Annotated in this window: 21 protein-coding genes; 8 read left to right on the top strand and 13 right to left on the bottom strand. The window is 66.5% G+C overall.

Features of this window, described 5'->3' with window-relative positions:
* Window positions 1–91: 91 nt before the first annotated feature.
* Genes R2770_21760 through R2770_21780 form a run of 5 tightly spaced genes read right to left on the bottom strand, consistent with a single transcriptional unit; the run spans window position 92 to window position 6,576 of the window.
* Entirely contained in the window at window positions 92–643 is a 552-nt protein-coding gene (locus tag R2770_21760; protein ID MEZ5283092.1) for an FHA domain-containing protein, read from the bottom strand.
* Window positions 640–1,959 (bottom strand): VWA domain-containing protein, encoded by a 1,320-nt coding sequence (locus tag R2770_21765; GenBank protein MEZ5283093.1) that lies wholly within the window; start codon window positions 1,957–1,959, stop codon window positions 640–642. The genes R2770_21760 and R2770_21765 overlap by 4 nt, the downstream gene beginning before the upstream one ends.
* The gene (locus tag R2770_21770; protein ID MEZ5283094.1) at window positions 1,956–2,924 is read right to left on the bottom strand and encodes a protein phosphatase 2C domain-containing protein; all 969 of its coding nucleotides are present in this window, start codon (window positions 2,922–2,924) and stop codon (window positions 1,956–1,958) included. The genes R2770_21765 and R2770_21770 overlap by 4 nt, the downstream gene beginning before the upstream one ends.
* Entirely contained in the window at window positions 2,921–5,380 is a 2,460-nt protein-coding gene (locus tag R2770_21775; GenBank protein MEZ5283095.1) for a tetratricopeptide repeat protein, read from the bottom strand. The genes R2770_21770 and R2770_21775 overlap by 4 nt, the downstream gene beginning before the upstream one ends.
* Window positions 5,377–6,576 carry a hypothetical protein gene (locus R2770_21780; GenBank protein MEZ5283096.1) on the bottom strand — a complete coding sequence of 400 codons (1,200 nt, stop codon included), beginning with the start codon at window positions 6,574–6,576 and terminating at the stop codon, window positions 5,377–5,379. The genes R2770_21775 and R2770_21780 overlap by 4 nt, the downstream gene beginning before the upstream one ends.
* 42 nt (window positions 6,577–6,618) lie before the next feature.
* On the opposite strand from R2770_21780, the gene R2770_21785 reads away from it, so the two are divergent.
* Genes R2770_21785 through R2770_21795 form a run of 3 tightly spaced genes read left to right on the top strand, consistent with a single transcriptional unit; the run spans window position 6,619 to window position 10,372 of the window.
* The gene (locus R2770_21785; protein ID MEZ5283097.1) at window positions 6,619–7,851 is read left to right on the top strand and encodes a hypothetical protein; all 1,233 of its coding nucleotides are present in this window, start codon (window positions 6,619–6,621) and stop codon (window positions 7,849–7,851) included.
* A complete protein-coding gene (locus tag R2770_21790; protein ID MEZ5283098.1) occupies window positions 7,848–9,002 on the top strand; it encodes a spermidine/putrescine ABC transporter substrate-binding protein in 1,155 nt (384 codons plus the stop codon). The genes R2770_21785 and R2770_21790 overlap by 4 nt, the downstream gene beginning before the upstream one ends.
* Entirely contained in the window at window positions 8,999–10,372 is a 1,374-nt protein-coding gene (locus tag R2770_21795) for an aminotransferase class V-fold PLP-dependent enzyme (GenBank protein MEZ5283099.1), read from the top strand. Before R2770_21790 ends, R2770_21795 begins: the two co-directional genes overlap by 4 nt.
* A gap of 27 nt (window positions 10,373–10,399) precedes the next feature.
* On the opposite strand, the gene R2770_21800 is transcribed toward R2770_21795, so the two are convergent.
* Window positions 10,400–11,071: an HAD family phosphatase gene (locus tag R2770_21800; GenBank protein MEZ5283100.1), complete on the bottom strand. Its 672-nt coding sequence runs from the start codon at window positions 11,069–11,071 to the stop codon at window positions 10,400–10,402.
* Window positions 11,072–11,115: 44 nt separating this feature from the next.
* Between R2770_21800 and R2770_21805 the strand changes: the two genes are divergently transcribed.
* Window positions 11,116–11,589, top strand: a complete 474-nt coding sequence (locus tag R2770_21805) for a VOC family protein (GenBank protein ID MEZ5283101.1) — start codon at window positions 11,116–11,118, stop codon at window positions 11,587–11,589.
* 23 nt (window positions 11,590–11,612) lie between these two features.
* Here R2770_21805 and R2770_21810 read toward each other — a convergent pair whose 3' ends face one another.
* The 3 genes from R2770_21810 to R2770_21820 form a co-directional block, all read right to left on the bottom strand.
* Complete coding sequence (locus tag R2770_21810; protein MEZ5283102.1) at window positions 11,613–12,785, bottom strand: glycosyltransferase; 1,173 nt, start codon at window positions 12,783–12,785, stop codon at window positions 11,613–11,615.
* A gap of 123 nt (window positions 12,786–12,908) precedes the next feature.
* Window positions 12,909–14,195 (bottom strand): nucleotide sugar dehydrogenase, encoded by a 1,287-nt coding sequence (locus tag R2770_21815; GenBank protein ID MEZ5283103.1) that lies wholly within the window; start codon window positions 14,193–14,195, stop codon window positions 12,909–12,911.
* A 102-nt stretch (window positions 14,196–14,297) separates the two neighbouring features.
* Window positions 14,298–15,002, bottom strand: a complete 705-nt coding sequence (locus R2770_21820) for a hypothetical protein (GenBank protein MEZ5283104.1) — start codon at window positions 15,000–15,002, stop codon at window positions 14,298–14,300.
* Window positions 15,003–15,087: 85 nt separating this feature from the next.
* Between R2770_21820 and R2770_21825 the strand changes: the two genes are divergently transcribed.
* Window positions 15,088–16,623: a DUF389 domain-containing protein gene (locus R2770_21825; GenBank protein ID MEZ5283105.1), complete on the top strand. Its 1,536-nt coding sequence runs from the start codon at window positions 15,088–15,090 to the stop codon at window positions 16,621–16,623.
* A 14-nt stretch (window positions 16,624–16,637) separates the two neighbouring features.
* Here R2770_21825 and R2770_21830 read toward each other — a convergent pair whose 3' ends face one another.
* The 4 genes from R2770_21830 to R2770_21845 all read right to left on the bottom strand — a co-directional run bounded on the left by R2770_21830 (window position 16,638) and on the right by R2770_21845 (window position 19,760).
* The gene (locus R2770_21830) at window positions 16,638–17,456 is read right to left on the bottom strand and encodes a hypothetical protein (GenBank protein MEZ5283106.1); all 819 of its coding nucleotides are present in this window, start codon (window positions 17,454–17,456) and stop codon (window positions 16,638–16,640) included.
* Between the two features lie 6 nt (window positions 17,457–17,462).
* On the bottom strand, window positions 17,463–18,080 hold the full coding sequence (gene coaE, locus R2770_21835; GenBank protein ID MEZ5283107.1) for a dephospho-CoA kinase: 618 nt from the start codon (window positions 18,078–18,080) through the stop codon (window positions 17,463–17,465).
* Window positions 18,081–18,090: 10 nt separating this feature from the next.
* Window positions 18,091–19,245, bottom strand: a complete 1,155-nt coding sequence (locus tag R2770_21840) for a hypothetical protein (protein ID MEZ5283108.1) — start codon at window positions 19,243–19,245, stop codon at window positions 18,091–18,093.
* Window positions 19,246–19,307: 62 nt separating this feature from the next.
* The gene (locus tag R2770_21845) at window positions 19,308–19,760 is read right to left on the bottom strand and encodes a hypothetical protein (GenBank protein ID MEZ5283109.1); all 453 of its coding nucleotides are present in this window, start codon (window positions 19,758–19,760) and stop codon (window positions 19,308–19,310) included.
* Between R2770_21845 and R2770_21850 the strand changes: the two genes are divergently transcribed.
* The 3 genes from R2770_21850 to R2770_21860 all read left to right on the top strand — a co-directional run bounded on the left by R2770_21850 (window position 19,753) and on the right by R2770_21860 (window position 23,101).
* A complete protein-coding gene (locus R2770_21850; GenBank protein MEZ5283110.1) occupies window positions 19,753–20,838 on the top strand; it encodes a hypothetical protein in 1,086 nt (361 codons plus the stop codon). The two genes, R2770_21845 and R2770_21850, sit on opposite strands and share 8 nt — an antisense overlap.
* Window positions 20,839–20,849: 11 nt before the next feature.
* Window positions 20,850–21,662, top strand: a complete 813-nt coding sequence (locus R2770_21855; protein ID MEZ5283111.1) for a Cof-type HAD-IIB family hydrolase — start codon at window positions 20,850–20,852, stop codon at window positions 21,660–21,662.
* A gap of 155 nt (window positions 21,663–21,817) precedes the next feature.
* Complete coding sequence (locus tag R2770_21860; GenBank protein ID MEZ5283112.1) at window positions 21,818–23,101, top strand: hypothetical protein; 1,284 nt, start codon at window positions 21,818–21,820, stop codon at window positions 23,099–23,101.
* Window positions 23,102–23,172 lie beyond the last annotated feature (71 nt).

The raw sequence follows: 23,172 nt of genomic DNA on the forward strand, positions 1-23,172 counted from the left end.
GAGATTGTCGCTAAGAGCCGGACGCAGACATACCCGAACGCACACGCACCAACCCCACCGGCAATTGCGCCGGGTGGCTCAGGACCGGGCTCTAGGTGAGACGCAGGGCCGTCCAAGCGCCAACGAGGATGGTGGCGTCTGGTTCGACGGGCACCTCGATGCCTGGGTCGAGCATCACCGGCTGGGTGCCGGGTCGTCGCAGGTAGGTGCCGTTGGTCGACTCGAGGTCGGAGATGACCCACGACCCGTCGTCGCGGCGGCGCAGCATCGCCTGACGAGCAGACACCGCAGGGTCGCCGGTGAGCGCAGCCACGTCCACCTCGGGGTATACGGCACGACTGTCGCTGCGTCGGCCTACCAACGACGCCGGCGCCAACGTGACCTGGGTGGGTTCGGGGACCGGGTCGGGCAATTCGAGCTGCCCGTCGGGGTCGATGAACGCGTGGTGCTGCGGGTCGACCGAGACTACAACCGTGGACGGTGGCGAAACGGCACCCGGCTCGGCGGCCGCGACCTCGACCTCGACCTCTGGCGCTTCGGCCGCTGTGGACGTGATGAAGTCGAAACCGCACTTCTCGCAAAACAGATGGTCGGGCTCGGGCACCGAGCCACAACCCGGACACTGCGAAGGCGTGACGCTCACGACGAAGCCCCCGGTTCGCGCCTGCGATTGACCCTGACCGTGCGTGTCGAGCGCACATCGAGCGCCATCGCATCGGCCTGCTCGACCGACCTGCGCAAACGTACGGTGCCGGTCTCGGGATCTTCGACCTCGACGACCTTGGCCAGCAGCTTGACCGTGTCGTCGTTACCTGCTTCGTGGGCCAGCTGTACCGCTCGACCCAGCCGAACCGTCGCCGTGTCGTGATCGCCCGCCTGACGGGCAGCGAGGCCCTCGGCGATGGCGTCGGCCAGCTCTGCCTGACCCGTGTAGTGGGCCACCTCGCCGTTGATGCGGGTCGACAGCACCTCGTCGTCGGTCCAGACCGCCTTCACCAGGGCAGCCGGTTGCTCTTGCCCGTCGACGACCAGCATGACCCTGGCCGCCAGGCGCTCCTGGCCGACGTTGCCGACCGGGATGTCGATACGCAGGTGATAGTCGCGCTCCTCGCCAGGACCCCACGCCCCGAGCGGATAGTCGGTGATGAGCGGGCTGACCACGTCCCCCTTGTCGGAAAGGTCCTCGAGGTTGGGCGACACCTGCTTGACGAACCCCAGCTGTGACCCCTTCGGCGACCACAGCCGCAGAGCGACCGACCCGATCTGTTTGGACATCGAAGCCATTGTGAGCGCCCTGAACTCGGCCTCGAGCTCGTCGGGTGATGGGACGATGTCGACGGTGCCGAGCAGGGCGTTGGCGACCTTGCGCAGCTCATCGACCTCCCAGTCGGTGCCGAGGCCCCGGGCATCACACTGGAACTTGCCCACCGACGCGGCGATGGCCTGGTCGAGCTGCCACGGCTTCTCGTGCTCGTTCTTTCCATCGGTCAGCAGCGTGCAGTGCGCCACACCGCCGGGCGACAAGCTGAACAGGGCCGCCGCTGCCAGCAACCACGACCCGATGGCTGTGCCGCCATCGGCACGAACCCTGGCTACCGCGTCGCAAGCCGCTTCTCTGGTGCGGTCGTCGGCCACGGCCAGGCCCTGGTAGGGGTACAACATGCGGGCCTCGTGGTTGCCCATGACCACGGCGAACTCTGTGCCGTCGGCCAACACGTTGATGGCCGCCATGGTGGCCTGGCGGGCCGCTTCGATCTTGGCGCCGTTGTCACCCATCATCGAACCGGACGTGTCGATGACGATGACCTCGACCCGGCCACCCACCGGTTGGGCGGTGGCGTTGGCGCCGCCTGCAGCGCCCAGCTCGCCCGAGGACACGGTGATGATGGCATCGACCGACGTGGCGCCCGCGGGCAAGTACTCGTTCTGGAATACCGATGCGGCGAAGTTGGTGGTCATGTGGCGTCTCCTCCGGGATTGGGCCCGAACTCGGCGATCGCAACGGTGATGTTGTCATGTCCGCCGCTGCTGTTTGCGTAATCGACCAGGGCCTGTGCCAGCTGAACCGGTTGGGGGTTGTCGGTTCGCAACCGGGCGACGGTGGCCGCCAGCGCCTGGGGTTCGTCCAGATAGCGCCACAACCCGTCGGTGCACACGATGAGCAAGCCCGGCGCCTGAGCGCGAAAGTCGACGCTGGATGGGGTGACATCGGCGGCGTCGAGGCCCAGCCAGCGGGTGATAGAACCCGACTGTTCGTCACCCGGTGGACCGTCGTACACGTGGTCAGCGGTCAGGCGCAGCGCCTCGGCACCCACCCAGTAGGCGCGGCTGTCGCCCAGCCAGCCGACCACTCCCGAAACACCGTCTGAGTCGGCACGAGCGACGGCGACCACCAGGGTGGCGGAGGGCGGAAGGTCTCCCGCCCGGGGCGGATCGGCCTGGGTGATGGCTATCACCTGGTGCTGGGCCGCCGCCGCTGCCTTGGTGAGGTCGACATCGGCGACGACCGCCACCGCACGCAAGTCGTCGGACAACGCGTCGCTGGCCGCGGTGGCCGCAGCCCTGGCCGCAGCGGCCGGCGAGTCTGTACTGCCCACCCCATCGCACACGGCTATCACCGCAGTGCCGTTTGCATCGGTGACCGAGAACGCGTCCTCGTTGCCCGCGCGCCTGGACCCCTTGTGGGTGACCGCGGCAACCCAGCCGAGGTCGACCACCACGTGATCGTGCTCGCCGGGCTGTCTGGCGCCGCACGAACCGCAATAACCGTCGACGATGCCTTCGCCCGGCGCACCACAATCGGCACATGGCGGTGACGGCGCAGGCCCGTCTAGATCGGCCCCGCACGCCTCGCACCACGACGCAGCCCCAACAGCGGGCTCGCCACATGCAGGGCAGGCGTCGGCACCGGTCGAAGTGGTCAAAAGAGGGTCCTTGGTCGGATGCTGTTGGCCCTGTCGACCAACTCGATCCGCAGATCTGGATCTGAGGCCAGCCTTGCCCGTTCGCGGTAGGCGGCCTCGAGCCCTCGCTTCAGTTCGCGGCGGTCGAGGGGACGGCCGAACAGCGTGACGTTCTGGCTGCCGCGGGAAAGCGCGTCTGGATCGGTGTCGGCCAGTGCCAGGGCACGCTCGAGGATGTCTGTGGTGAGAGCTGCACGCTCTGCGGCATCGATCTGCAGACGTTCGACCGTGGCGGCGGCTCGGGCCAGCTCGGCAGGAGTCGGCGCTGTGTCGTGATCGACGGCGGCCAGCAACCTGGCGACCTCGGATTGGGCCGCGCCGTAGGCGGCCGAGCTGCGTGGAACCCGATCGAGTGCGGCGGCCCCTCCCGCCCGGTCGCCACCGGCTGCCAGGCAGCGGGCCAGGCCGAACGCGGCCGACACGTCGGTGGGGTCGACCGACACGACCCGTTCGTACAGCTGGGCGGCACGCACCACTTCGCCGGCGGCTTCAGCGGCCATGGCCACCGCCAGCTGGGGTGCCAACTCGCCGGGCACCGCTGTCCAGACGTTCGAGAACCGCTCGGCTGCCACCACCGCACGCTGCTGGGACAATTCGAACAGGCCCCTGTACCAATCGACGCGCCACTCCCAGGGGTCAGCCTCGACGATCGAATCCAGCACCGGACCGGGGTCGCGTCCGGCCTCTACCAGGGCCCGAGCTCGGCGCAGCTCGACCTCTCTGGACGAGCCCAGCTGACCGCTGGCGATGCCCTGGTCTATGAGGTCGAGCGCCTGCGAGCCCTCGACCTCGTCCATCTCGATGAGAGCCGCCGCCGACGGATCGGCCGGGTCGACCAGCGTGCGGGGCAGGGCCCTCCACTCGACATCGTGGACCACAGCGTTCGACCCCTCGTGCAACAGGGCTGGGGCGCGGTCGGGCCCGAACAGGGTGCTCGGTGTCGGCTTCGGTGACGACGTCTCGACCGCAACGATTTCCCTGAGCACGCCGATGAGCTGCTGGCTCATCTCGCCTGCGGTTTGGAATCGGTCGTCTGGATGCGGCGCTGTTGCCTTCAGCAAGAAGCGATGAAGAGACTCCCACCGGGCGAACAACGGCTCGTCTGCGGGGCCGGGCAGCGCATGCATGTAGGGCCCGCTGTGGAACACGAAGTTGAGGATCAACACGGCGAGCGTGCGGCCCACTGTGTACAGGTCTGACTGCACAGAAGGTCCGGCCGAAGCCACCTCTGGAGCTTGGAAGCCCTGGGTGCCGAATATGGCCGCATCGTGGTCGTCGGCCCGCATGACCGCACCCACATCGATGAGCTTGACACCATCGTCCACCGCCATGATGTTGGCGGGCTTGAGGTCGTTGTAAACCAGGCCGCGGTCGTGCAGGTATCCGAACGCGGGCAGGATGCCGAGGATGTAGGCGATGGCTTCGGGCACTTCCAGCGGCAGGGGAACCCCGCCGTTCGACCGCCTGCGGGCTTTCAGCTTCGAGTTCAACGACTCGCCGCCCACATACTCCATGACGATGTAGCCCGACCCGGCGTGGGTCACGAAGTTGTAGATGTTGACGATGGCGCCGTGTTCGATCTGGGCGAGGAACTGGCGCTCGGCCACTGCGGCCAGCGCCGCGTCGGGATCGGACGAATCGATCAGGCCCTTCAGCACCACCCATCGGTCTGACACGGCCTTGTCTCGACCCAGATATATCCAGCCCATGCCGCCGTGGGCGATGGGCCCCAGCACCTCGTACTGGCCGGCCACCAACTCGCCGGCGACGAGAGCCGGCGCGTTGGACGCAAAGTCGAAAGGGGCCCGACAATTGGAACAGAAACCCTTGATACGGCCCTCGCGGCCATCGCTGGACCGGCCTACCTGGCTGTCGCACGAGCGGCAGAACCGCTCGTCTTCGGGGGTTACCTCGACGACCTCGGCGATCTCATCGGGGGTCATCACCGCAGCCGCCGGATCGCCACCGGGTGTGGGGGCCACCGAGACCAGACCCACGCCGAGGCTGGTGCGAGCGCTGGTGGTGCGCGAAGACCCGGTGCGGCGCCGGCTGCCCGCAACGGTCGCCGAAACCGAAGGCGCCGATGCCAGGGCGATGGACGAGGTGGTCGAGGACGAGCCCGGCGCACCCGTGCCGCCGGCCGCGCCGCCCGATGGCACCGGCTGAGGGGCGAGCGTGCCGCAGGTGTCGCAGTAGCCGTCGTCGAGAACCGTGCCGGTGCATCCGGCGACGGTGCACCCGCCACCACCACTAACTGCGATGGGCGAAGTCGGCGACGCGGGCACGACAGACGGCGGCGCTTGCGGCGGGCTGGGGGCGCTGGAGCCCACCACAGGTCCGGGGCTGCCGCAGGTGTCGCAGTAGCCGTCGTCGAGAACTGTGCCGGTGCATCCGGCCATGGTGCATGCGGTGCTCACGTCGAGCCTCCATCCGAAGCCTTGCGCAGGCCGTCGCCGTAGCGTTCCACGAGGCTTGATGCTCGCGCCACATCTACGGGCGCGGTGAACAGTTCGTTGTGTGCCGAGTCGGCCAAGTCGGCTAGGTCTGGGTGGGTGACCGCGGCGATTCCCATCGCTCTGGCCTTGGCCCGGTATGCGGCAAGGCGGCCGCGGAGCTCGTCGCGGCGATCGAGGCCGGCGCGGTTGGCGGACAGCGCCCGTTCGAGCTGGTCGGCGACCGCCTGAGCGGTGCGATTCCAGCGGCGGAACTCGGCCAATGCCACCGGGCCCATCGTCGCGATCGAGGTGGCCTGTTCGGCCAAGCCACCCACTCCGTCGATGATCTGCGGGCCTGGTGGCTTTATCAACTCGCCGGGGGCGGCGATCTTGGCCTTGGCCTCGGAATAGGCTGCCGCGGCTTGGGCTCGCAGCAACCTCAGCGACGCCAGACGCTTGTCGATGCCCGCCAGCTCTGCGCTGAGACTGGCGGCCTCGGCCATGAGCGCGTCGACCCGATCGGCGGCGTCTTCGACGGCGGCGTCGAGGTCGCGCCCGGCGTTTGGGCCCACCGCCAAAGGGTCGGTCAGCACGATGCGGTCGAGTTCTTCGAGTGCCAGGCGAGCCGCCGCCATTTCGGCTGGTTCGCCCACGCCGGCCTCTTGAAGGTGCTGCCCCATCGACGCGAGCGAACGGCGTGCCGCATCGAGCCTGGGCAGCACCCCAGACCAGATCGAGTCGATCTCGGCCACGGCGTCTCGAAGCGGGCCATAAACCGCACCCATGCGCTCGATCAACTCTTCGACGGTTATCGACCTCGTGGTTGTCTTGGGGTCGAGCATCCCTCGTTCGCCCAGGGGCACGTCGTCGGTCGACAGCACTACCGACCGGCCGGCCAGCAGCTCGCGAAGTTGTTGGGCCCGCTCGCCCCTGGGCCGACCCTGCTGACGCAACTCTCCGGCGCGATCGACGATGTCGCCCAGCTGCGTCAACCACCGCCACAACAACGGGGCGGCCTCGAGCGCAGCTCCTACGCGGCCCACGGTGGCGGGGCCGACATCACCGTTCGACAAGATCTCGTACGCCCGATGGTTGTCTAGGTCGACCAGGTTCGCGGCGATGCGGCTGTGGGCGACGCGGTAGCGCTCGAGTAGTGCGTCCAGCTCGTCACCGTTCATGGCGCGGCCGATGTTAACCGTGATGAGTAGAGTTCGGCCTTGATGTCGTCGAAGCCGACCCTCTCGACGCCACGGCTGTTCCGGCTGTGGGCGGTGCTATGTGTGCTGGCCGCTGCAGTCGCGGGCGTGGTGGGGTTCATCGCCACCTCGAGCCTGGTGTCGTCGACCGAACGTATCCGCGACAACTCGGGCCCAGTACTGGTGGCCACCCAGGACGTCATCGCCAGCGTCGCCGAAGCCGATGCCGCGTCCACCGCCGTCTTCTTGTCCGGCCAGGACCAGGACCGCTCGCAACGCCTGCTGTACGAAGAGGCATTGGCCAGATCCATCTCGCAGGTCGAGGAGGTGGCCAGGCTGATTGGCGACGACGACACGGCCCACCTGTCGTTGAAAGACGTCGCTGCGAATCTGGTTCGATACGCAGGCCAGGTCGAGGCGGCACGAGGCGCCAACCTGAACGCCGAGGCCGGGGCCGACGATTTGTTGCGTGCCGCTCTGGCCACCGTTCGAGACGACATCTTCCCCCAGATCGATGTGGTTGCTGCCCGTGCCGACACCCAGCTGGCCGACGACGGCCGCGGACTGGTGCCCACGGTGCTGGCCGTGGTGGCGGCCGCAATGGCCGGCGTGGTCATGCTGGCGGCGAACGGCGTGGTCCGCAGGCGCACCAACCGGCTGTTGAACCCCGGCCTGGTCGTAGCCGGTCTGATGCTGTTGGTGTTTGCCCTGTGGGTTGCGGTGGCCTCGGCCAGCCGCAGCGCCGAGCTGGACAACGCCGAAACCGGAGGGTTCGACACCATCGCGGCGACTGCGCGTATCCAACAGGCCGGGTTCAGCTACAAGACCGCCGAAGCGGTGTCGATAGTCGACGGTCGCTCCGACCCAGGCCTCGACGCCCAGGCCGCCGAGGTACAGGCACTGTTGGCAGAGGCGGGGGCCTTGGCCGACTCCGACCGGGAAGACGCCGCAGTTGCCGAACTGGTGGTGCGCTGGGATCGCTACCTCGAGGTCAGCGATCGCGTCGAGCAGCTGTTGGCATCGGGCGACGCATCAGGGGCCCGTGTTGTCGCATCGGGCGAGGGCAACTCGGCGTTCAATGGGTTCAACACAGCGGTCGAGAGCGTGCTGCTGGACAACCGGACCCAATTCGCCGAAGGGGTGCAGGCCGCAACTGCAGCGCTGGGGTATCTCAGGGTCGCATCGGTGGTGCTGGCCGCAGCAGCGGCCTTGGCCGCGTGGTTCGGCTTCCAGGCCCGGATAGGTGAGTACTCGTGAAGCAGAATCTCTCAACGTCCGGCCGCCCGGTGTCGCGACGAACCTTCATCGCCACCGCGTCTGCGCTGCTGCTGGCCGCATGTGCCAACGATCGACGCACCTTCGACCTGGGCGGGCGTTCGGAGCTGTCGATCTGGAACTGGGCTGACTACGTCGACCCCACCGAAGACGGCGCGGTCGGATCGGTCGACCGGTTCGCTGCCGACACAGGCATACGCGTCTCCTACGACGATTCGTACGAAGACAACGCGGCCGCGTTCGACGACGTCATCGCCCCGGCTCTGGGCGGGGGAGGGCGGGTCGGCTACGACATCATCGTTCCGACCTACTGGTTGGCGGCGCGGATGCTGGACCGCAACTGGCTCGAGCCCATACCTCTGGAGATCGTGCCCAATCACGTCAACATCGATCCGTCGTTCCTGACGCCGTCGTGGGACAGGGGGGCTCGGTTCAACATGCCGTGGCAGGCGGGCATCACGGGCATCGCCTACAACCCAGAGCTGACCGGCGGTCGGGTGCCTACGGTTGCCGACCTGTTCACCACACGTTTCGACGCCGGCATCGGCATGGTTCGAGAAATGCGCGAGACCGTGGGCCTGGCGATGCTGGTCGACGGCAACGACCCCACCCGACCCACGCTCGACGCTGCGATGCAAGCCCTGGACCGAATCGAGGCCGCGGCGACGTCTGGGCAGGTGAACCGATTCACCAGCTTCCAGTTCGCCGACGGGTTGGCTTCGGGCGAACTGGCCGCCGCGATGGCGTGGTCTGGCGACATCGTGCAGCTTCAGCGCGAACGCCCCGACATCGAGTTCGTGATACCCGACGAGGGTGCGATTCAGTGGTTCGACACCATGGTCATTCCCAAAGGCGCAGCCAACGTGGCGGCCGCGGGCGAGTGGATGAACTTCGTGTACGACCCGGCCAACGCAGCGCAGCTGACCACCTGGGTGCAGTACATCTCGCCCGTCATCGGGGTGCGTGACGAACTGGTGGCGCTGGGCGGAGAATCCGCCCAACTGGCCGACAACCCGATTCTGTTTCCCGACTCGACCACCAGGCAGCGGTTGTACACGTGGGGCTCGATGCCCGAGGTCGACGAGTTGGCGGTCGAGGAACGATTTGCGTCGATCATCGGGGAGGGCGAGTGACACCGACGGGGCCCGAGTACCGCATGCACCACTACAGCGAGGCCACCGACCGGCTGGCCGATGCGATCTTCGGTGCCGCGCGCAAGCGCATCAGCGAAGAACCGGTGCCGCTGGACTCGACGGCCACCGAGGCGCAGTTGGAGGCGGCGGCCGGTCCCACCATCACCCCAGCGGGCATCGGCGGGCACGAGGCGCTGCGGATCTTCGAAGACATCCTGCATCCCAACTGCCTGTCGGTGGACTACACGAAGTACCTGTCGTTCGTGCCGGCCGCACCAACCGAGGCTGCGGTGTTGTTCGACGTTCTGGTTGGAGCAGCTTCGATCTATGGCGGCAGTTGGCTGGAGGGAGCCGGCGCGGTGCACGCCGAGAACGAGGCCCTGGGCTGGCTGATCGACCTGGCCGGAATGCCGGAGGGTTCGGGTGGCGTGTTCGTGTCGGGAGGCACCATAGGCAACCTGTCTGCGATGGTTGCGGCCAGGGGCAGGGCCGAACGCAGCGCAGGCAGTCGCCCGCAGCGGTGGGCCTTCCTGGCGTCGGCGGGCGCTCACTCGTCGGTGGTGTCGGCCGCTCAAGTGATGGACGCCGACGTCATAACCGTGCCGGTCGACGATGATTTTCGCATGACGGGCCAGGCGGTGGCCGACGCGTTGGATGCCGAGGGTCACCGTGTGGCCGGTGTGGTCGCGACAGGCGGCACCACGAACCTGGGGCGCATAGATCACCTGGCCGACATCGGCCGCGTGTGTCGCGAGCGGGGAGTGTGGTTCCACGTCGATTGTGCCTATGGCGGTGCGGCCATGGCTGCACCGTCTACCCGGCCGCTGTTCGACGGCATCGAACTGTGCGACAGCTACATCGTCGACCCCCACAAGTGGTTGTTCGCGCCCTTCGACTCGTGTGCGCTGCTGTATCGCAACCCCGACGACGCCAGGGCGGTGCACGCTCAGCACGCCGGCTATCTCGAGTTCCTCGACGCCTGGGGCGACTGGAACCCCAGCGACTTCGCCATACACCTGACCCGCCGGGTCAGGGGGCTTCCGTTCTGGTTCTCGTTGGCGACCCACGGAACCGACGCCTACGCCGAAGCGGTGCAGGTAACGCTCGACCTGGCGGCGGCCGCGGCGCAAAAAATCAGGGCCGCCGACCACCTCGAACTGGTCGTCGAGCCGTCGCTGTCGGTCGTGGTGTTCGAGCGGGTCGGTTGGGACGCGCAGCAATACCAGGACCGTTCGGTCGAGATGATGAACGCCCAGCGGGCCTTCGTGGTGCCATCACGGCACCTGGGCCGACCCGTGTATCGATTCTGCTTCGTCAACCCGCGCACCACCGAAGCCGACATCGACGACATCATCGACGCGCTGGTCTGACCATCGGGCCGGCCCCGGCTACGAGGTTCAGGCGCAGAGCCAGGCCGCGGGGTCGACGTCTGCCAACGACAGCGCCAGCAGCGTTGCGTCGGCAAAGGTCGAGCCGGCCGTAAGCCGGTTGGGTACGGCCACACACGACATACCAGCGGCCGTAGCCGCTGTGACACCGTGCTCGGAGTCTTCGACCGCCACCGCCCGGCGCGGATCGACACCCAACGCTGCTGCGCAGCGCAGGTACACATCGGGGGCCGGCTTTCCGACCTGTCCGGCCGATGTGCCCTCGATGTGGTCGAACAGGTGCAGCAACGACAGGCGTTCGAGGTGACCGACGACCCAACCGGGCGAGCTGGATGACGCCACACCCACGGGCAATCCCAGATCTCGGGCGTGGTTCACCCACTCGATGATTCCTGGCCGAACCTGCTCGGCCCCGACGTACTCGTCGCGGTAGCGACGCCGTTTATTGGTGATCTCGGCCGGGTCTGCGTCTGGCAGCTGACTCATCAGCTCGGCAAAGAAGTCGATGGGCACGGCGTCGTCGGCCAACCCGATGGTCGACTGCCAACGAACCAGGGGAATGGGCGGCAGGCCCAGCTCGTCGTGGAGCCGCTGGAACGCCGCATAACCGGGCCACTCGGTGTCGATTATGGTGCCATCGAAGTCGAGGATGAGCGCCTGGTGGGTTGGGTGTCTAGCCATCGGGCCATCAACGTACGCCAGGCATACGGACAGCGGGGGCGAATATGGCAACCAGCGGAGTGCACCACGTCGCATACGCGACACGCGACATCGAGGCCACCAGGCACTTCTACGAAGACCTGATGGGCTTCCCGCTGGTCTACTCCGAGGTGCAACAAAGCGGCAGTGCGGGCCTGAAGCACCTGTTCTTCGATGCGGGCAACGGAGCCTGCATCGCATTCTTCGAGGTGAACGGGGTGGGCGAAACCGCTGACTATTCGACCAACGTCTCCGAGGCCGTCGGCCTGCCGTTCTGGGTCAACCACTGCGCGTTCGGGGCCACCGCTGAAAAGCAGGACCAGGTCAAGGCCGCCATGGCCGCCGAGGGCATATTGCCGGTGATGGACCTGGACCACGGCTGGTGTCACTCGGTGTACTTCCTGGACCCCAGCGGGGTGATGGTCGAGTTGTGCCGAGACACGCCCGGTTTCGAGCCCGACCGGGCTGGCGCTCTGGAAACCCTGGGCCTGGACGCCTGAGCCACAGGCGGTCGCGGGGATGCTCAGCTGGCAGCAGCTGCAGCTGCCGGCGTCGAGGCACTGACACTGCCGCTGAGCAGTTCGGCCGCCCTTCGGTGTAGTTCGCGCTTGCGCGCGATTCCTGCTGGGTTCAGGTCGAGCCCCACCGAAGACAGGATCGTCTCCCACCGATGTACCCAATCGTGGCGCAGCATCGAAAAGGCGATGTTGCGGCGCCTTGCTGCCTCGATGCGCTCGGGCTGCGCGTCGAGCTCGGCCATCAGGTCCAGCACGTCTTCGCTGTGATAGGGCAGGCGGAAGATCGAGTCCTCCCAGCCGAAGAGTTCGTCCCAGTAGGGCGTGCGAGGCGGCGTACCGATCATGACCGTGCCCGCCGCAGCACCCTCGAAGAACCGGAAGCCGATCTCTTCGGAGTCGGCCCTGGCGTCGTTGAACTTGGCGGTGTTCGCCATGAAGTAGCGGGACCTCTTGAGCAGGTTGGCCAGACCGATTCTGTGCTCTCGGGCCGAGCGCACAGAGGTTTCCCAGATCGAGTCGTAGTAGTAGAAGATCTCGCCTCGCTCGGCCGCGGTCATCAGCGCCCCGTGGGTGGGTGCCGAACGTCGCCCGATCCACGTCATGTCGATCGGGCGCTCTGCCAGCAGATCGGTAGGAGCGAACCGCAACGCATCGACGCCGGGCGGGACATATGAGGTCGGCACGCCTGTGATCTCTTCGACGATCTGCGTAGAGGCGGCACACTCGAGAAAGATGTGGTCGAAATCGCGAAGGGGACGGAACTGGCGCCAGTGCTTGCGTGCGTAGCCCGGCCAGACCTCCTCGACCAGAGCCACGGCCGCTGTGCTCCTGGAGCGCCAGGGTCCCAGGGCTTTCAGGCTGACGAGGTCCTTGCCGAACTGGAACTGGGCAAAGAACAGCGATGCTTCATCGGCCAAGTGGTGACGGCGCAGACCGAGGTTGAAATGACTCGCAGCCCTGACGTGCCGTGTCAGGTGGTCGGTCAAGTGGCCGTGGGGCGAGAACTTGGAGACCGCGCTGTGTCTGGCGGTGACGAAGGCAGCGCCCTCGATCTCGGCGATGGTGTCCTCGAACTCATAACCACAGCAACGCGCCACTTTGGGATGTAGATCGCGTTGGCTCGCGACCACAACCGACCGCAAGTCGCCGACATCCGGGGTGCCGAGAGGTTCCACCATTGACCCACTCCAAACGTGTTCGCTGACCACCCGGTGTTAACGGATGGCCGCTCAATGCGAGCCTAGCTCAACGGTTGGATGCCGAATAATCCCGGACTCTGGCGTGGGGCCGCACGCCCTGGGTCACAACAGGTCGACCGATTCGCCGCTCATCTTGTTGCGGGTGTCGAGCACGTACGCAGCCGTTGCTGCAATGTGGTCGAGATCGAACGCATCGTGATCGGTGAGCAGCACGACGGCATCGGCACTGTGCAACTCGTCGTCGTTCAGCTCGACCAACGTGATCGCGGGATCGAGTCGGTGTGCCTCGCTGAGATAAGGGTCGGCAGCTCGAACGTCGGCGCCCAGCTTCAGCAGCAGTTCGGCTACCGCGATGGCAGGTGACTCGCGAGCGTCGCTGGTGTTGGCCTTATAGGTCAGGCCGAGCAGCAGCAGTCGCGATCCTTTCAACGCGAGCGATCGCTCGTTGAGGGCATAGACGAGCCGAGACACCACATAGTCGGGCATGTGCTCGTTGATGTCGTTTGCCAACTCGACGAACCGGAACGACCGCCCGAGCCGACGCCGGACCTGCCACGACAGATAGGAAGGGTCGATCGGCAGACAGTGCCCGCCCACACCAGGACCTGGCGTGAACTTCATGTATCCGAACGGTTTGGTGGCGGCGGCGTTGATGGCCTCCCAGACGTTGATGCCCAGGTCGTGCCCGAACATCGCCAACTCGTTCACCAGGGCGATGTTCACATGGCGGAAGGTGTTCTCGAGCAGCTTTGCCAGCTCGGCCTCTTTGGGGCTCGACACCGGCACCGTTATCGGATTGCCCTCGGCATCAGTGTCCAGAACCGAGTCGTAGAACTCCTTGACCGCGGCCAGCGAAGACTCGTTGACGCCAGAAACCACCTTGGGCGTGTTGCGCAGGCCGAACCTCTTGTTGCCGGGGTCGATCCGTTCGGGGCTGAAACCGAGGTGGAAGTCCTTGCCGGCGACGAGGCCGGTCATGGTCTCGAGACCTATGCCGAGCATCTCCTCGGTCGTGCCTGGGTAGGTCGTCGACTCGAGAATCACGGTTGCACCGGGGCGAAGGTGCTGTGCCAGCGTGCGGGTTGCGGCCTCGACGTAGGAGAGGTCCGGAAGTGTCTCGCGCAGCGGCGTCGGAACCGTGATGACGATCACGTCGAACCCGCTGAGCAGATCGGAATCTGTGGTGGCCTGGTACCTGCCGCTGGCGAGAGCGTCTGCCACCTCCTGATCGGAGATGTCCTCGACGAACGACTCGCCCCGCGCCAGTGCCTCGACGCGGACCTTGTCTACGTCATATCCGACGACCTGATGGCCCTTTTCGATGGCCAACATGGCCAGGGGCAGTCCAACATAACCCTGGCCAACGACCACCACTCGCTTGGAATTCACTGACAAGTCTCCGTTCGTCGGTCACGCGGGCCGCCCTTTGCCCTCGCGTCGAGAGTAAAGCCCACAGGGGACCTATCGTCCGCTGGGCCGCCCTTGTCAAGCTCAGCGGGTGACAGGAGCCGACCTGACGATGGCAAGGGTGGTCAAACCCATCACCGCTGCGGCCACCGGCAGCGGCCACCATGGCGTGTCGGGATTCCAGCAGCGTGTCTCGAGTATCGCCCACATGGGTGAGCAATCGTTCTGGACGCCATGTATCGAAACCGTGTGGGGCAGCACCAGCGCCAAGGCAGCGCCGAAGACCAACAGAGAGCCGAACCATTCGAGAACAAGCTCGCTGTTACGAGGTGCAATCCGTGTGGTTTCGGCCCGCCGCCTGGCCACGGCTCCGAGCAGGCAGGCCATGGCAACCCCTGCGCCGGCGGCGTTGAGTGCCATTCCGGTGCGAGACCCGACGAGGCGCATCCAATCGGTGGTCGCAGCTATGAGGCCCACGGCCAGCATGGCAACTGTCGTGCGGGTGCCAGACCGATGCCAGCCGGGAGCCAGAGCGGCAAGCCCGGCGGCGACCAGGCCCAGACCGATGGCTGTGAACACCGGAAGCCACAACAAGCTCGCAACGCCGGCGCTGCCGCCGTGACCAGTGACCCGGTTCGCGAAATAGTGCCCTGAGGCCGTCAGCGGTGCCGCGGCGATGATCAGCACCAGAACCGCCTGCATGCGGGCCAGAGGACCGGCGCGCCCAGACGAACGCTCGGCGGCGCGAACGGCAACTCGTCCCGGCGGCTGGTGCTGGGCAGACGGCATCGACCGCAACTTATCGGCCTCGGGGCTGTTCGTACATGCGCCCGACGCCGACCACACCAACCATCCGGGCGCTACCTTCTGTGCTGTGACCGATCCGCTCACCGACACGAGGCGACTCGACGCAATAATCGAAGAGGCCCTCACCGACGGCCGCTTCAGCCCCGCCGAGCGGCGCGCTGTCATGAGCCGCCTGCTGCCTCGCGAAGGGCGCGGGGCCTTGCTGCGCTATGGCGTGATGCTGATGTTGTCGGTGACCATCGCCGCCGTGGGGTTGGCCGCCAACTCGGCGGCCGTGGTGATCGGCGCCATGCTGGTCGCTCCTTTGATGACGCCAATCATGACCTTCGCCACGGCGTGTGCTCTTGGCCTTCCGCAGCGGATGGCAAGGGCGGGAATTGTCGTGGTGGTCAGCACGTTGGGGTCGATTCTGCTGTCGGTCTTCCTGGCCTGGGTGTTGCCCGACTTCGAGCTGCAGAGCGAGGTGACCAGCCGCACGGCGCCAGACGTGAAGGACTTCGTCGTGGCGGTGGCAGCTGGTGCTGCGGGCGCCTATGCAACGGCGCGCGAAGAGTTGTCGACCTCGCTGCCCGGCGTTGCAGTCGCGGTGGCCCTGGTGCCTCCGTTGGCGGCGGTCGGCATCACATTGCAGGCCGGCGAGACCGACCTGGCGTCGGGTGCACTGTTGCTGTACCTGACCAACCTGGTGGCCATCGTCGTGGTTTCGATGGGCGTGTTGTTCGCCACCGGAGTGGTGCCCACCATCAAGCTCGTCACCAGGCATCCGGCCGTTTCTGCGGTGGTGGCCCTGGTGGTGGTGGCCTTCTTCGCCATCTTCGTGCCGCTGGCGGCCAGGTCGGCGTCGGCGGTCGAGGATGCCCAGCGCCGCTCCGAGGTCAGGTCTGCAACCGAGGCCTGGCTCGGCGATGCCGAGCTGATCATCGACGACATCACCATCGATGGCGCAAACGTGACCGTCGACCTGATCGGTCCGGACTCGCCGCCCAGGGCCTTCGACCTGCGCACCAGCCTCGAGCCCCTGCTGGGCAGCGACACCGATGTTGCGGTCAGATGGTCCGAGCAGTCGCTGGGGCTGGCCTTGGCGGGGCAGAGCGCCGAAGACTCGCTGAGCACCAGCGAGCGAGTCGATCCGGTGGTCACCTCATGGCTCAGCGCCGAGTACGGCGAGGGCTACGAGCTGCTGGGCATCGACGCAGCCGGGGGTGAGGTCGTGCTCGAAATAGCGGGGCCGACGGCACCCCAGGCGACCGCGGCGCTGGCCGAGCAGGTCGGTCTGGCGGTAGGCGGAGAGGTCAACCTGTCGGTGCAGTGGGTTCAACGGTTGGGCGTGGGCGGCTCGGCAGATCCCGAGGTCATCGCGGCCGAGTTGGTCGAGGCATGGATCGGGCCACGCCATTCGGTGACCTTGGTGGCAGCCGCAGCCACGCCTCGCTCGGTGACTGTCGACCTGGCTGCCACGTCTGAGCCGCTGGGTGTCTCGCGTCTCATCGAGGCTCTCGAAACCAGGTTGCTCGGCCGGCAGGCGACCATCAGGGTGGCGCGGCTGGACGAAGCCCCAGCCACCGGCACCGTTGCAGAGGTGGCGCCGGGCAGCCTTGGCTGAGGGTTACGCCATAGTCACGGCGTTGCTGCCGTGAGGGTGATCTGGAACGATTCGGTGAAGTCGTCCGACGTGAACGGCAGCACCAGATCGCCGGCGATGTCGCCGCCATCGAACACGAACAGCATGCGCGCACTGCCACCGCCGGCGATTGCGTCCAGGCCCACCGAACTGGCGACCTCGAAGTCGCCCAATGTCGGATCGCTGTAAACAGCAGCGAAGCCGTTCGCGATGATGCCGTCGCTGCGGCCGTTCTCTATCTCGACGATCACGACCATCGAGTCGTCTGGGATGGTGCGATAGGCCGAAACCAACGACACGGTCACGCCGCCGTCGGAGACCGTGTATCCGTCGACGACCAGGCGTCCTTCGATGGAGCGACCGTCGATTTCGAACGAGAACAGGCGACCGTCGGCGTCGGTGGTCAAAGCATCGAAGGTGCGACACCTCGCTCCGCCGTCGACCTGGTCGCAGACCCTCCAGGGCTCGCTTCCCTCGAGGCGGGCGACCGGCTGGTCGCCCACGATCGACAGGGCGGCCACCTGGTGCAAGAAATAGGCTTCGGCCGGCGAACCCGGCGCAGCCAGGCTGCGGGCCCGTTCGGTCGAGTCGGCAGTGCGGGCGGCCAGCTGGGCCAACACCCGGTCGCCGAGGTCGGCCGGCACGGTGGTGCTGGGTGAGGTGTCGGCGGTGGTCGGAGTGGTCGTGGAAGACGTCGACGACGTGGTGGTCGACGTCGGCGGCTCGTCGTCGCCGGTCAGGTTGACCACCACCACGAGGCCGATCAGGGCGGCCACCAGAATGGCGGCGAGGGTTGCGACCTGGCGGTTATCCAACGCGGCTCACCCCATCTTCTCGGCGTGCAGGCGCTGCAGCTCAGACCAGAGTTCGCCGACCGAGTGCGACAGATCGTCGACGGTGCCGATGTTTCCGATGACATAGTTGGCCACGGCACGGCGCTCTTCGTCTGAGACCTGGCTCTCGATACGGGCCCTTGCGTCTTCGGTCGACATTCCCCGCCCCAATAGGCGCGAAACACGAACTTCGACGGGCGCCTCGACCACAACCACGACCTCATATCGGTGCCGGTTGTCCCAGCCGAGGGTGCTTTCGACCAACACCGCCATCTCGAGCACCACGATCGAATCACCAGGCAACCGATCGACGGTCGAGTCGATGAGTTCGTTGATGCGCGGATGGCTGATGGCGTTGAGATCGGCAAGCGCCTGCGAGTCGCTGAAAACGATGGAAGCCAGGGCCGCCCTGTCGATGTCGCCGGCCGAGCTGCGAACCTGTTCGCCAAATCGGGCGACGACCTCTTCCACCGCAGATCCACCATGGCCGATGATCTGACGGCCCAGGCCATCGACATCGATCACCACGGCGCCACGCCGCGCAAGCGCTTCTGCGACGGTCGACTTGCCCGCCCCGATTCCTCCGGTCAACCCGACGATCAACATCGGGTCGACGTTACAGCTCGGAAGGCTCCGCTGTACGGACGAGGGCGCGAACCGCCAGTCGACCGGCGGCCGTGTCGAGGTCGTCGGCAACAAGACTTATGCGGCCTTCGGGCTCCCACCTGTAGAGGGCGGGGCGCAGCCGACCAGGCCGCTTGGCATGTTCACCAACGGCGCTGTCGACCAGGGCGGCCAACGCAGCCTTGGTCGGGGTGTCGCCCAACGAGACGATGGCGACGTGCTCGCCACCGGTGGCGATAAGGGCTGTCTCGCCGGGACGAAGCGGTACATGCAGTTCCAGGTACGCCAACGCCGCCCCGATCTCGGGAAGGTCTGATTCGAGAACGAACACCCGGCTGGTCGAATCGACCAGCACCAAGTCGACATCGGGCCGGCAAGCGTCGCGGATTCGTCCCTCGGCCATCGCCTCGGCGATGTCGCGATCGATCCGCCACCTGTCGAGGTGTGAGGTCGTGACCCAGTCGTTTCCGCCCAGCGTCAGTGCGGTCACGGTGCCCGGGATCGCCGATGGACCGAGGGCTTCTGCGGGGATGCCCTTGGTCATGTCGCTCGACACAACTCGCACCGACAGCGTTTCGAGGGCTCGTTCGAGCTCGGCGAGGTCGTACCCCGGCCCGGCCGCCGGGTTGACGATGATGCGGGGCGTTGGCGCGTCGGCGATGCTCAACGGCGGCTGGTGTGCAGGCGGGGCGGCGGGCGCCTGCGGCGCTGTGGGGGTCGCCGGCCGACGGGCTGGCGTCGGGTTTGGCGCAGGTGACAGGTCGAGGCGTCCGGAGCTGATCGGCGAGGCCTTGCGGGGCGTGACACCGAGGGCGGCGGCCAGCGAGGTTGAGGGCGAAGAGTTGCGCTGCGAGCGAACCACATCTTCGACGACCAGGCGACCCAGCGGTGAAGACGGCTGGGTACTGCGTTCGGTCAGGCGTGCCGCAACCCCTGTGGCGTATTGCTGGACCGCCGATGGCCACGCGGCTCGGTCTGTGCGAGCCAGGTGAGGAAGCAATGAGTCGACGTCGATCAGTTCGGCGCCGGTGTGGACCTTGCCGGCGTCGAAGTACGCGTCGATACCGGCCGATCTCAAGACGTCGACTATGCGCAGCGCAACCCAGGCCCGATCGGCCGAGCTGGTGCTGGTTGCTGTCGTGGTCATCTGTGGTGCCTCCCCGCGCCGGACGGTCGCTTGTGAGAGTGTCGACCGACGAGGGTTCGGCTTCAGTTCTTGTCGAGCATGGCGGGCACAACCGGTTCAGCCGCCAGACCCACGGTCGACCGACAACGCATGAACCGCCATCGTCTGAACGCGCTAGCTGCCGTGTGTGCAGCGATTGCGTTGGTGGCGCCCGCGTGCACCTCCTCGGCCAGCGGCACCTCGCAAGACGGAGCAGACATCGAGCTGGTCACCACCCAGCTGAGTCCAGACGACCCGGCGCGCGCCGGTGCATCGTCGGACCTGCTCGGCTCGCTGTCGACATCTACACAGCCTCCGGCAAGGACATCGACGACACGGCCAGAGCCTACGACGGAGGTGCCCCGGTCGACCACCACCGCTGCGCCGACGACCACGGCGGTGACGACCCCGTCTACAGCACCGGTTTCTTCCACGACCGCCCAACCGACCACCACGTTCGTCGGTCCGCCGCCGTGGAAGATCGGACTGTTGAACACCGAGGCCAGCGCCTCGGGCTCGTACGAGGCGTTCCGGTTGGGTGTAGAAGCTGCAGTCGAGTGGTGGAACTACACGGCAGCAGCTTCGGGCAAGAGGCAGATAGCGCTGGACTCGTGTGCGCCCACCGACGAGGTGTCGACCATCGCATGCGCGGATGAGCTCGTCCAGACGAACACCGCTCTGGTGCACGGCGTCGACCTCTATTCGGATCTGTCGCTGCCCGTCATCGAAGCGTCGGGCCTACCAGTTCTGGGAGGTGTCGCCGTTCGGGCTGTCGATGCCGACGCCGGCAATGCGGGTTTGGACATCGGCGGTCCGCCAGCTGCTCACGCTGCTCTCGCCGCGCTGGCGGCGGACAGACAATTGACCAGCGTGGTCGTGCTGCACGACGCCAGCGACGTGTCGCGCGAGCTGATCAACCGATTCACCCGGCCGGTTCTGCAGGACGCCGGCATCGTCGCTGCCTTTGTCGAGGTCCCGCCAAACACCACAGACGCAACCGGCGTGGTTGCCGCGGCCTCCGTCGAATTAGGTGAGGCTTGGCTGGTGGCCACCAGCACGAGGTCGTGCGGGGCCATCGCAGCGTCGCGGCGCCACTTCGGCGTGACAACACCTGTGATCTGGGGCACCGGGTGCACCACACCGGCGGTGTTGGACAACTACGGCGATCTCATGATGGATGACACCGTTGCATTCGAGTTGATCGAGCCGCGCCTGCTCGACTTCGTCAACTCCGAGTTGCGGGCCGGCTACGAGCTGGCCAACCAGGTGCTGCTGCAGTACGACCCGGTACTGGTCGATGACCCGCTTGCCATTCGAGGCTGGCTGGTGGGAACCAGGCTCACCCAAACCCTCGACCGTTCGGGCGGAGATCTGTCGGCGGCTCGCGATGTGCGGGCACCAAACCCCATCTCGGCCGGCGAGATCGCGTGCGGGACCAACCCCACCGCTATCTGCGCGGCCGACATCATGTTCTTCGGTTGGAACGGCTCGACGGTGGAGGGCCCGATGGTGGTGGTCGATGGGCTGGCCGAACCCGTGGCCCAAACCAGCGGGGTTGCACCCACCTCTGGATAGTGTTGCCCCCCATGCTCGGGTTGATAGGCCTCGACTTCGACGGCACCCTGCTGCGATCGGATCGCACCGTGTCAGAGCGAACCAACGCCGCGCTCGATCTGGCCGCCGACATGGGCTGGGTGGTGGTGGGCGCTACAGGTCGCTCGCTCGAACTGGCACAGCCCATCGCCGACATGGTGCCGTCGATGAGCTACCTGGCTTGCGCCAACGGTTCGCTGGTGGTCGATCGCCGCACTGGTGTCGTCTGCCTTGATTCGTTGGTCGAAACCCCGGCCATCGTCGCAGCTGCGTCGCGCGTTCGCGCGACCCTGCCGTCGGTGCGGCTGGGCTTCGACCTGGCCGACGGATCGCTCATTTGGGAGCGAGGTTTCGAGCGCTTCATGAGCTTGCGCAAGCTGGATGATCCGGCCGAGGACGGGTTGGCGGCTCTCCTGGCGCTGGCGCCCCGTGCGGTGCGAAAGATGATCGCCGTCGACAGCGCCATCGACCCCCACGACCTGGTCGCAGTGCTGGTCGACGCGTTGGGTGTGGTGGCCGACGGTCTGCGGGTCGCCCACTCGGGACTGCCGTTCGTCGAGATCGGGGCCCCAGGGGTGTCGAAGGCATCGGCCCTGGCGTGGCTGGCGCAACACCTGGGAATCGAGAGCCGATCGTGTGTGGTGTTCGGCGATGAGGTCAACGATCACGAGATGCTTACGTGGGCGGGAACCGGTGTGGCGATGGGAAACGCAGGTGAGGTCACCAAGTCGATCGCAGACCATGTCACCGCGTCGAACGACCTGGACGGTGTTGCCGCGTTCTTGGAGAGCGCTTTGTTCAGCTGAACCTCGTCCGAGGGGTTGCGGGCCCCGGCACCACTACCCGGCAGCGGCTGGTTTGTGGGTCTTCGCGTCCGGCTCTTAGCGACAACTGGGGTTTTTGTTCTGTTGTGGGGTTGACGCTGGGTTGGGTGTCCCACCCCCTGTTTAGGGTTTGTGGCGTGACAGAGGTGCGGGTGGTGCTTAGCGGCGCCGAGCAACTAGAGGTGATGGATGTGGCCGGGCTCGAGGCCGAGCTCGGTGGTGTTCGTCGTGTGCGTGCCCGTTTGGACGGTCACGAAGCCCGTTTGTTGACCGCTCTGACCAAGGCCCGTCAGCGTGCTGCGAACCGCAAGGGCAAAGAACCTGGCCCAGAAGCTGGTTCGGGGTCGGAGTCCCAGGGTGCACCCGATCCTGGGCCGCCTGCGCCGTCGCGTAGGGCCCAGCGTGAGGCCGAAGCCAGGTCACAGCGACTGACAGCCAATCCCGATGTGGCCGAGGCGTTGGAAGCCGGGGAGATCAACTCCGAACAAGCCGACTACCTGACCAACACCGACCTAGCCGACGGCATCAAAACCCGACTGCTGGCAGATGCGATGGGCCAGTCGGCTGACGAGACCAGGGCGGCGGTTCGTGAGGCCGAACGCGAACAAACCCGCGACGACCCTGAAGAACGCCTAGCGCGTCAACGCAGGCGCAGGCGAGGGTCGTGTGGGATCGACGGTGACGACATGATCTGGTTCACCGCAACCCTCGACCCAGTCACAGGTGCGGCGTTGAAAGCCGAATACGACCGCCGTGAGCGTGCCGCGTTCCATCACGACATGCGCACCATCACAGACCCCCGAAAGCGCAGATCACACCAGCAACGCGGTGCTGACGTGATCGCAAGCATGCTCACAGACGGACTCCTACCAGCCACCACCGCCACAGCGGCCACGGAACGGGCCAGGGGTTGTGTGAACCTGATTGTCGACATCGACCAACTCGACAGGCCGGATGGGCTGGCCTACACGATCGACGGCGCCCAGGTGCCGGCATCTATCGCACGTTCGATGCTGTGCAGGGCTCAGATCAATGCTTGGTTTCAGCAGGCGGACAGGCGGCTGTTGGATCTGGCATATGACGTCGAGTACGCCACACCAACACAGAAGCTGGCCCTGGCCATCCGCGATGGCACATGCAGGTGGTGGCACTGCAACAGCGAAGCCTCACGCTGTGAGGCCCATCATCTGCATCATCGCGAACACGGCGGAACGACCGACCTCGACAACCTGGCGCTGTTATGCCCACACCACCACGACCGGCTCCACCAAAACGGCAACCGATTGTTCATGGGAGACACACCGGACCACTGGCGACTCGAGGACAGCCACGGCACCGTCATCAGCGAATGGACCAAACCACCACCACGACAACGAAAACCGGCCGGCAAACCACCGAGCCAAACCACACGACCCGGTTAGTGGCCGGGTGTCCGCGTCCAACAACGACTGGCAAGCCAGTCTGACTGGCCATCATCCAGCCGACGCCGCCT

This window comes from Acidimicrobiales bacterium (genome assembly GCA_041394185.1).
GTDB lineage: Bacteria > Actinomycetota > Acidimicrobiia > Acidimicrobiales > Poriferisodalaceae > JAAETH01.

Coding starts and splice junctions, on each gene's coding strand:
- R2770_21765 (MEZ5283093.1), bottom strand. CDS start 1,959: ATGACCACCAACTTCGCCGCATCGGTATTCCAGAACGAGTACTTGCCC.
- R2770_21780 (MEZ5283096.1), bottom strand. CDS start 6,576: ATGAACGGTGACGAGCTGGACGCACTACTCGAGCGCTACCGCGTCGCC.
- R2770_21785 (MEZ5283097.1), top strand. CDS start 6,619: ATGTCGTCGAAGCCGACCCTCTCGACGCCACGGCTGTTCCGGCTGTGG.
- R2770_21800 (MEZ5283100.1), bottom strand. CDS start 11,071: ATGGCTAGACACCCAACCCACCAGGCGCTCATCCTCGACTTCGATGGC.
- R2770_21805 (MEZ5283101.1), top strand. CDS start 11,116: ATGGCAACCAGCGGAGTGCACCACGTCGCATACGCGACACGCGACATC.
- R2770_21810 (MEZ5283102.1), bottom strand. CDS start 12,785: ATGGTGGAACCTCTCGGCACCCCGGATGTCGGCGACTTGCGGTCGGTT.
- R2770_21820 (MEZ5283104.1), bottom strand. CDS start 15,002: ATGCCGTCTGCCCAGCACCAGCCGCCGGGACGAGTTGCCGTTCGCGCC.
- coaE (MEZ5283107.1), bottom strand. CDS start 18,080: ATGTTGATCGTCGGGTTGACCGGAGGAATCGGGGCGGGCAAGTCGACC.
- R2770_21840 (MEZ5283108.1), bottom strand. CDS start 19,245: ATGACCACGACAGCAACCAGCACCAGCTCGGCCGATCGGGCCTGGGTT.
- R2770_21855 (MEZ5283111.1), top strand. CDS start 20,850: ATGCTCGGGTTGATAGGCCTCGACTTCGACGGCACCCTGCTGCGATCG.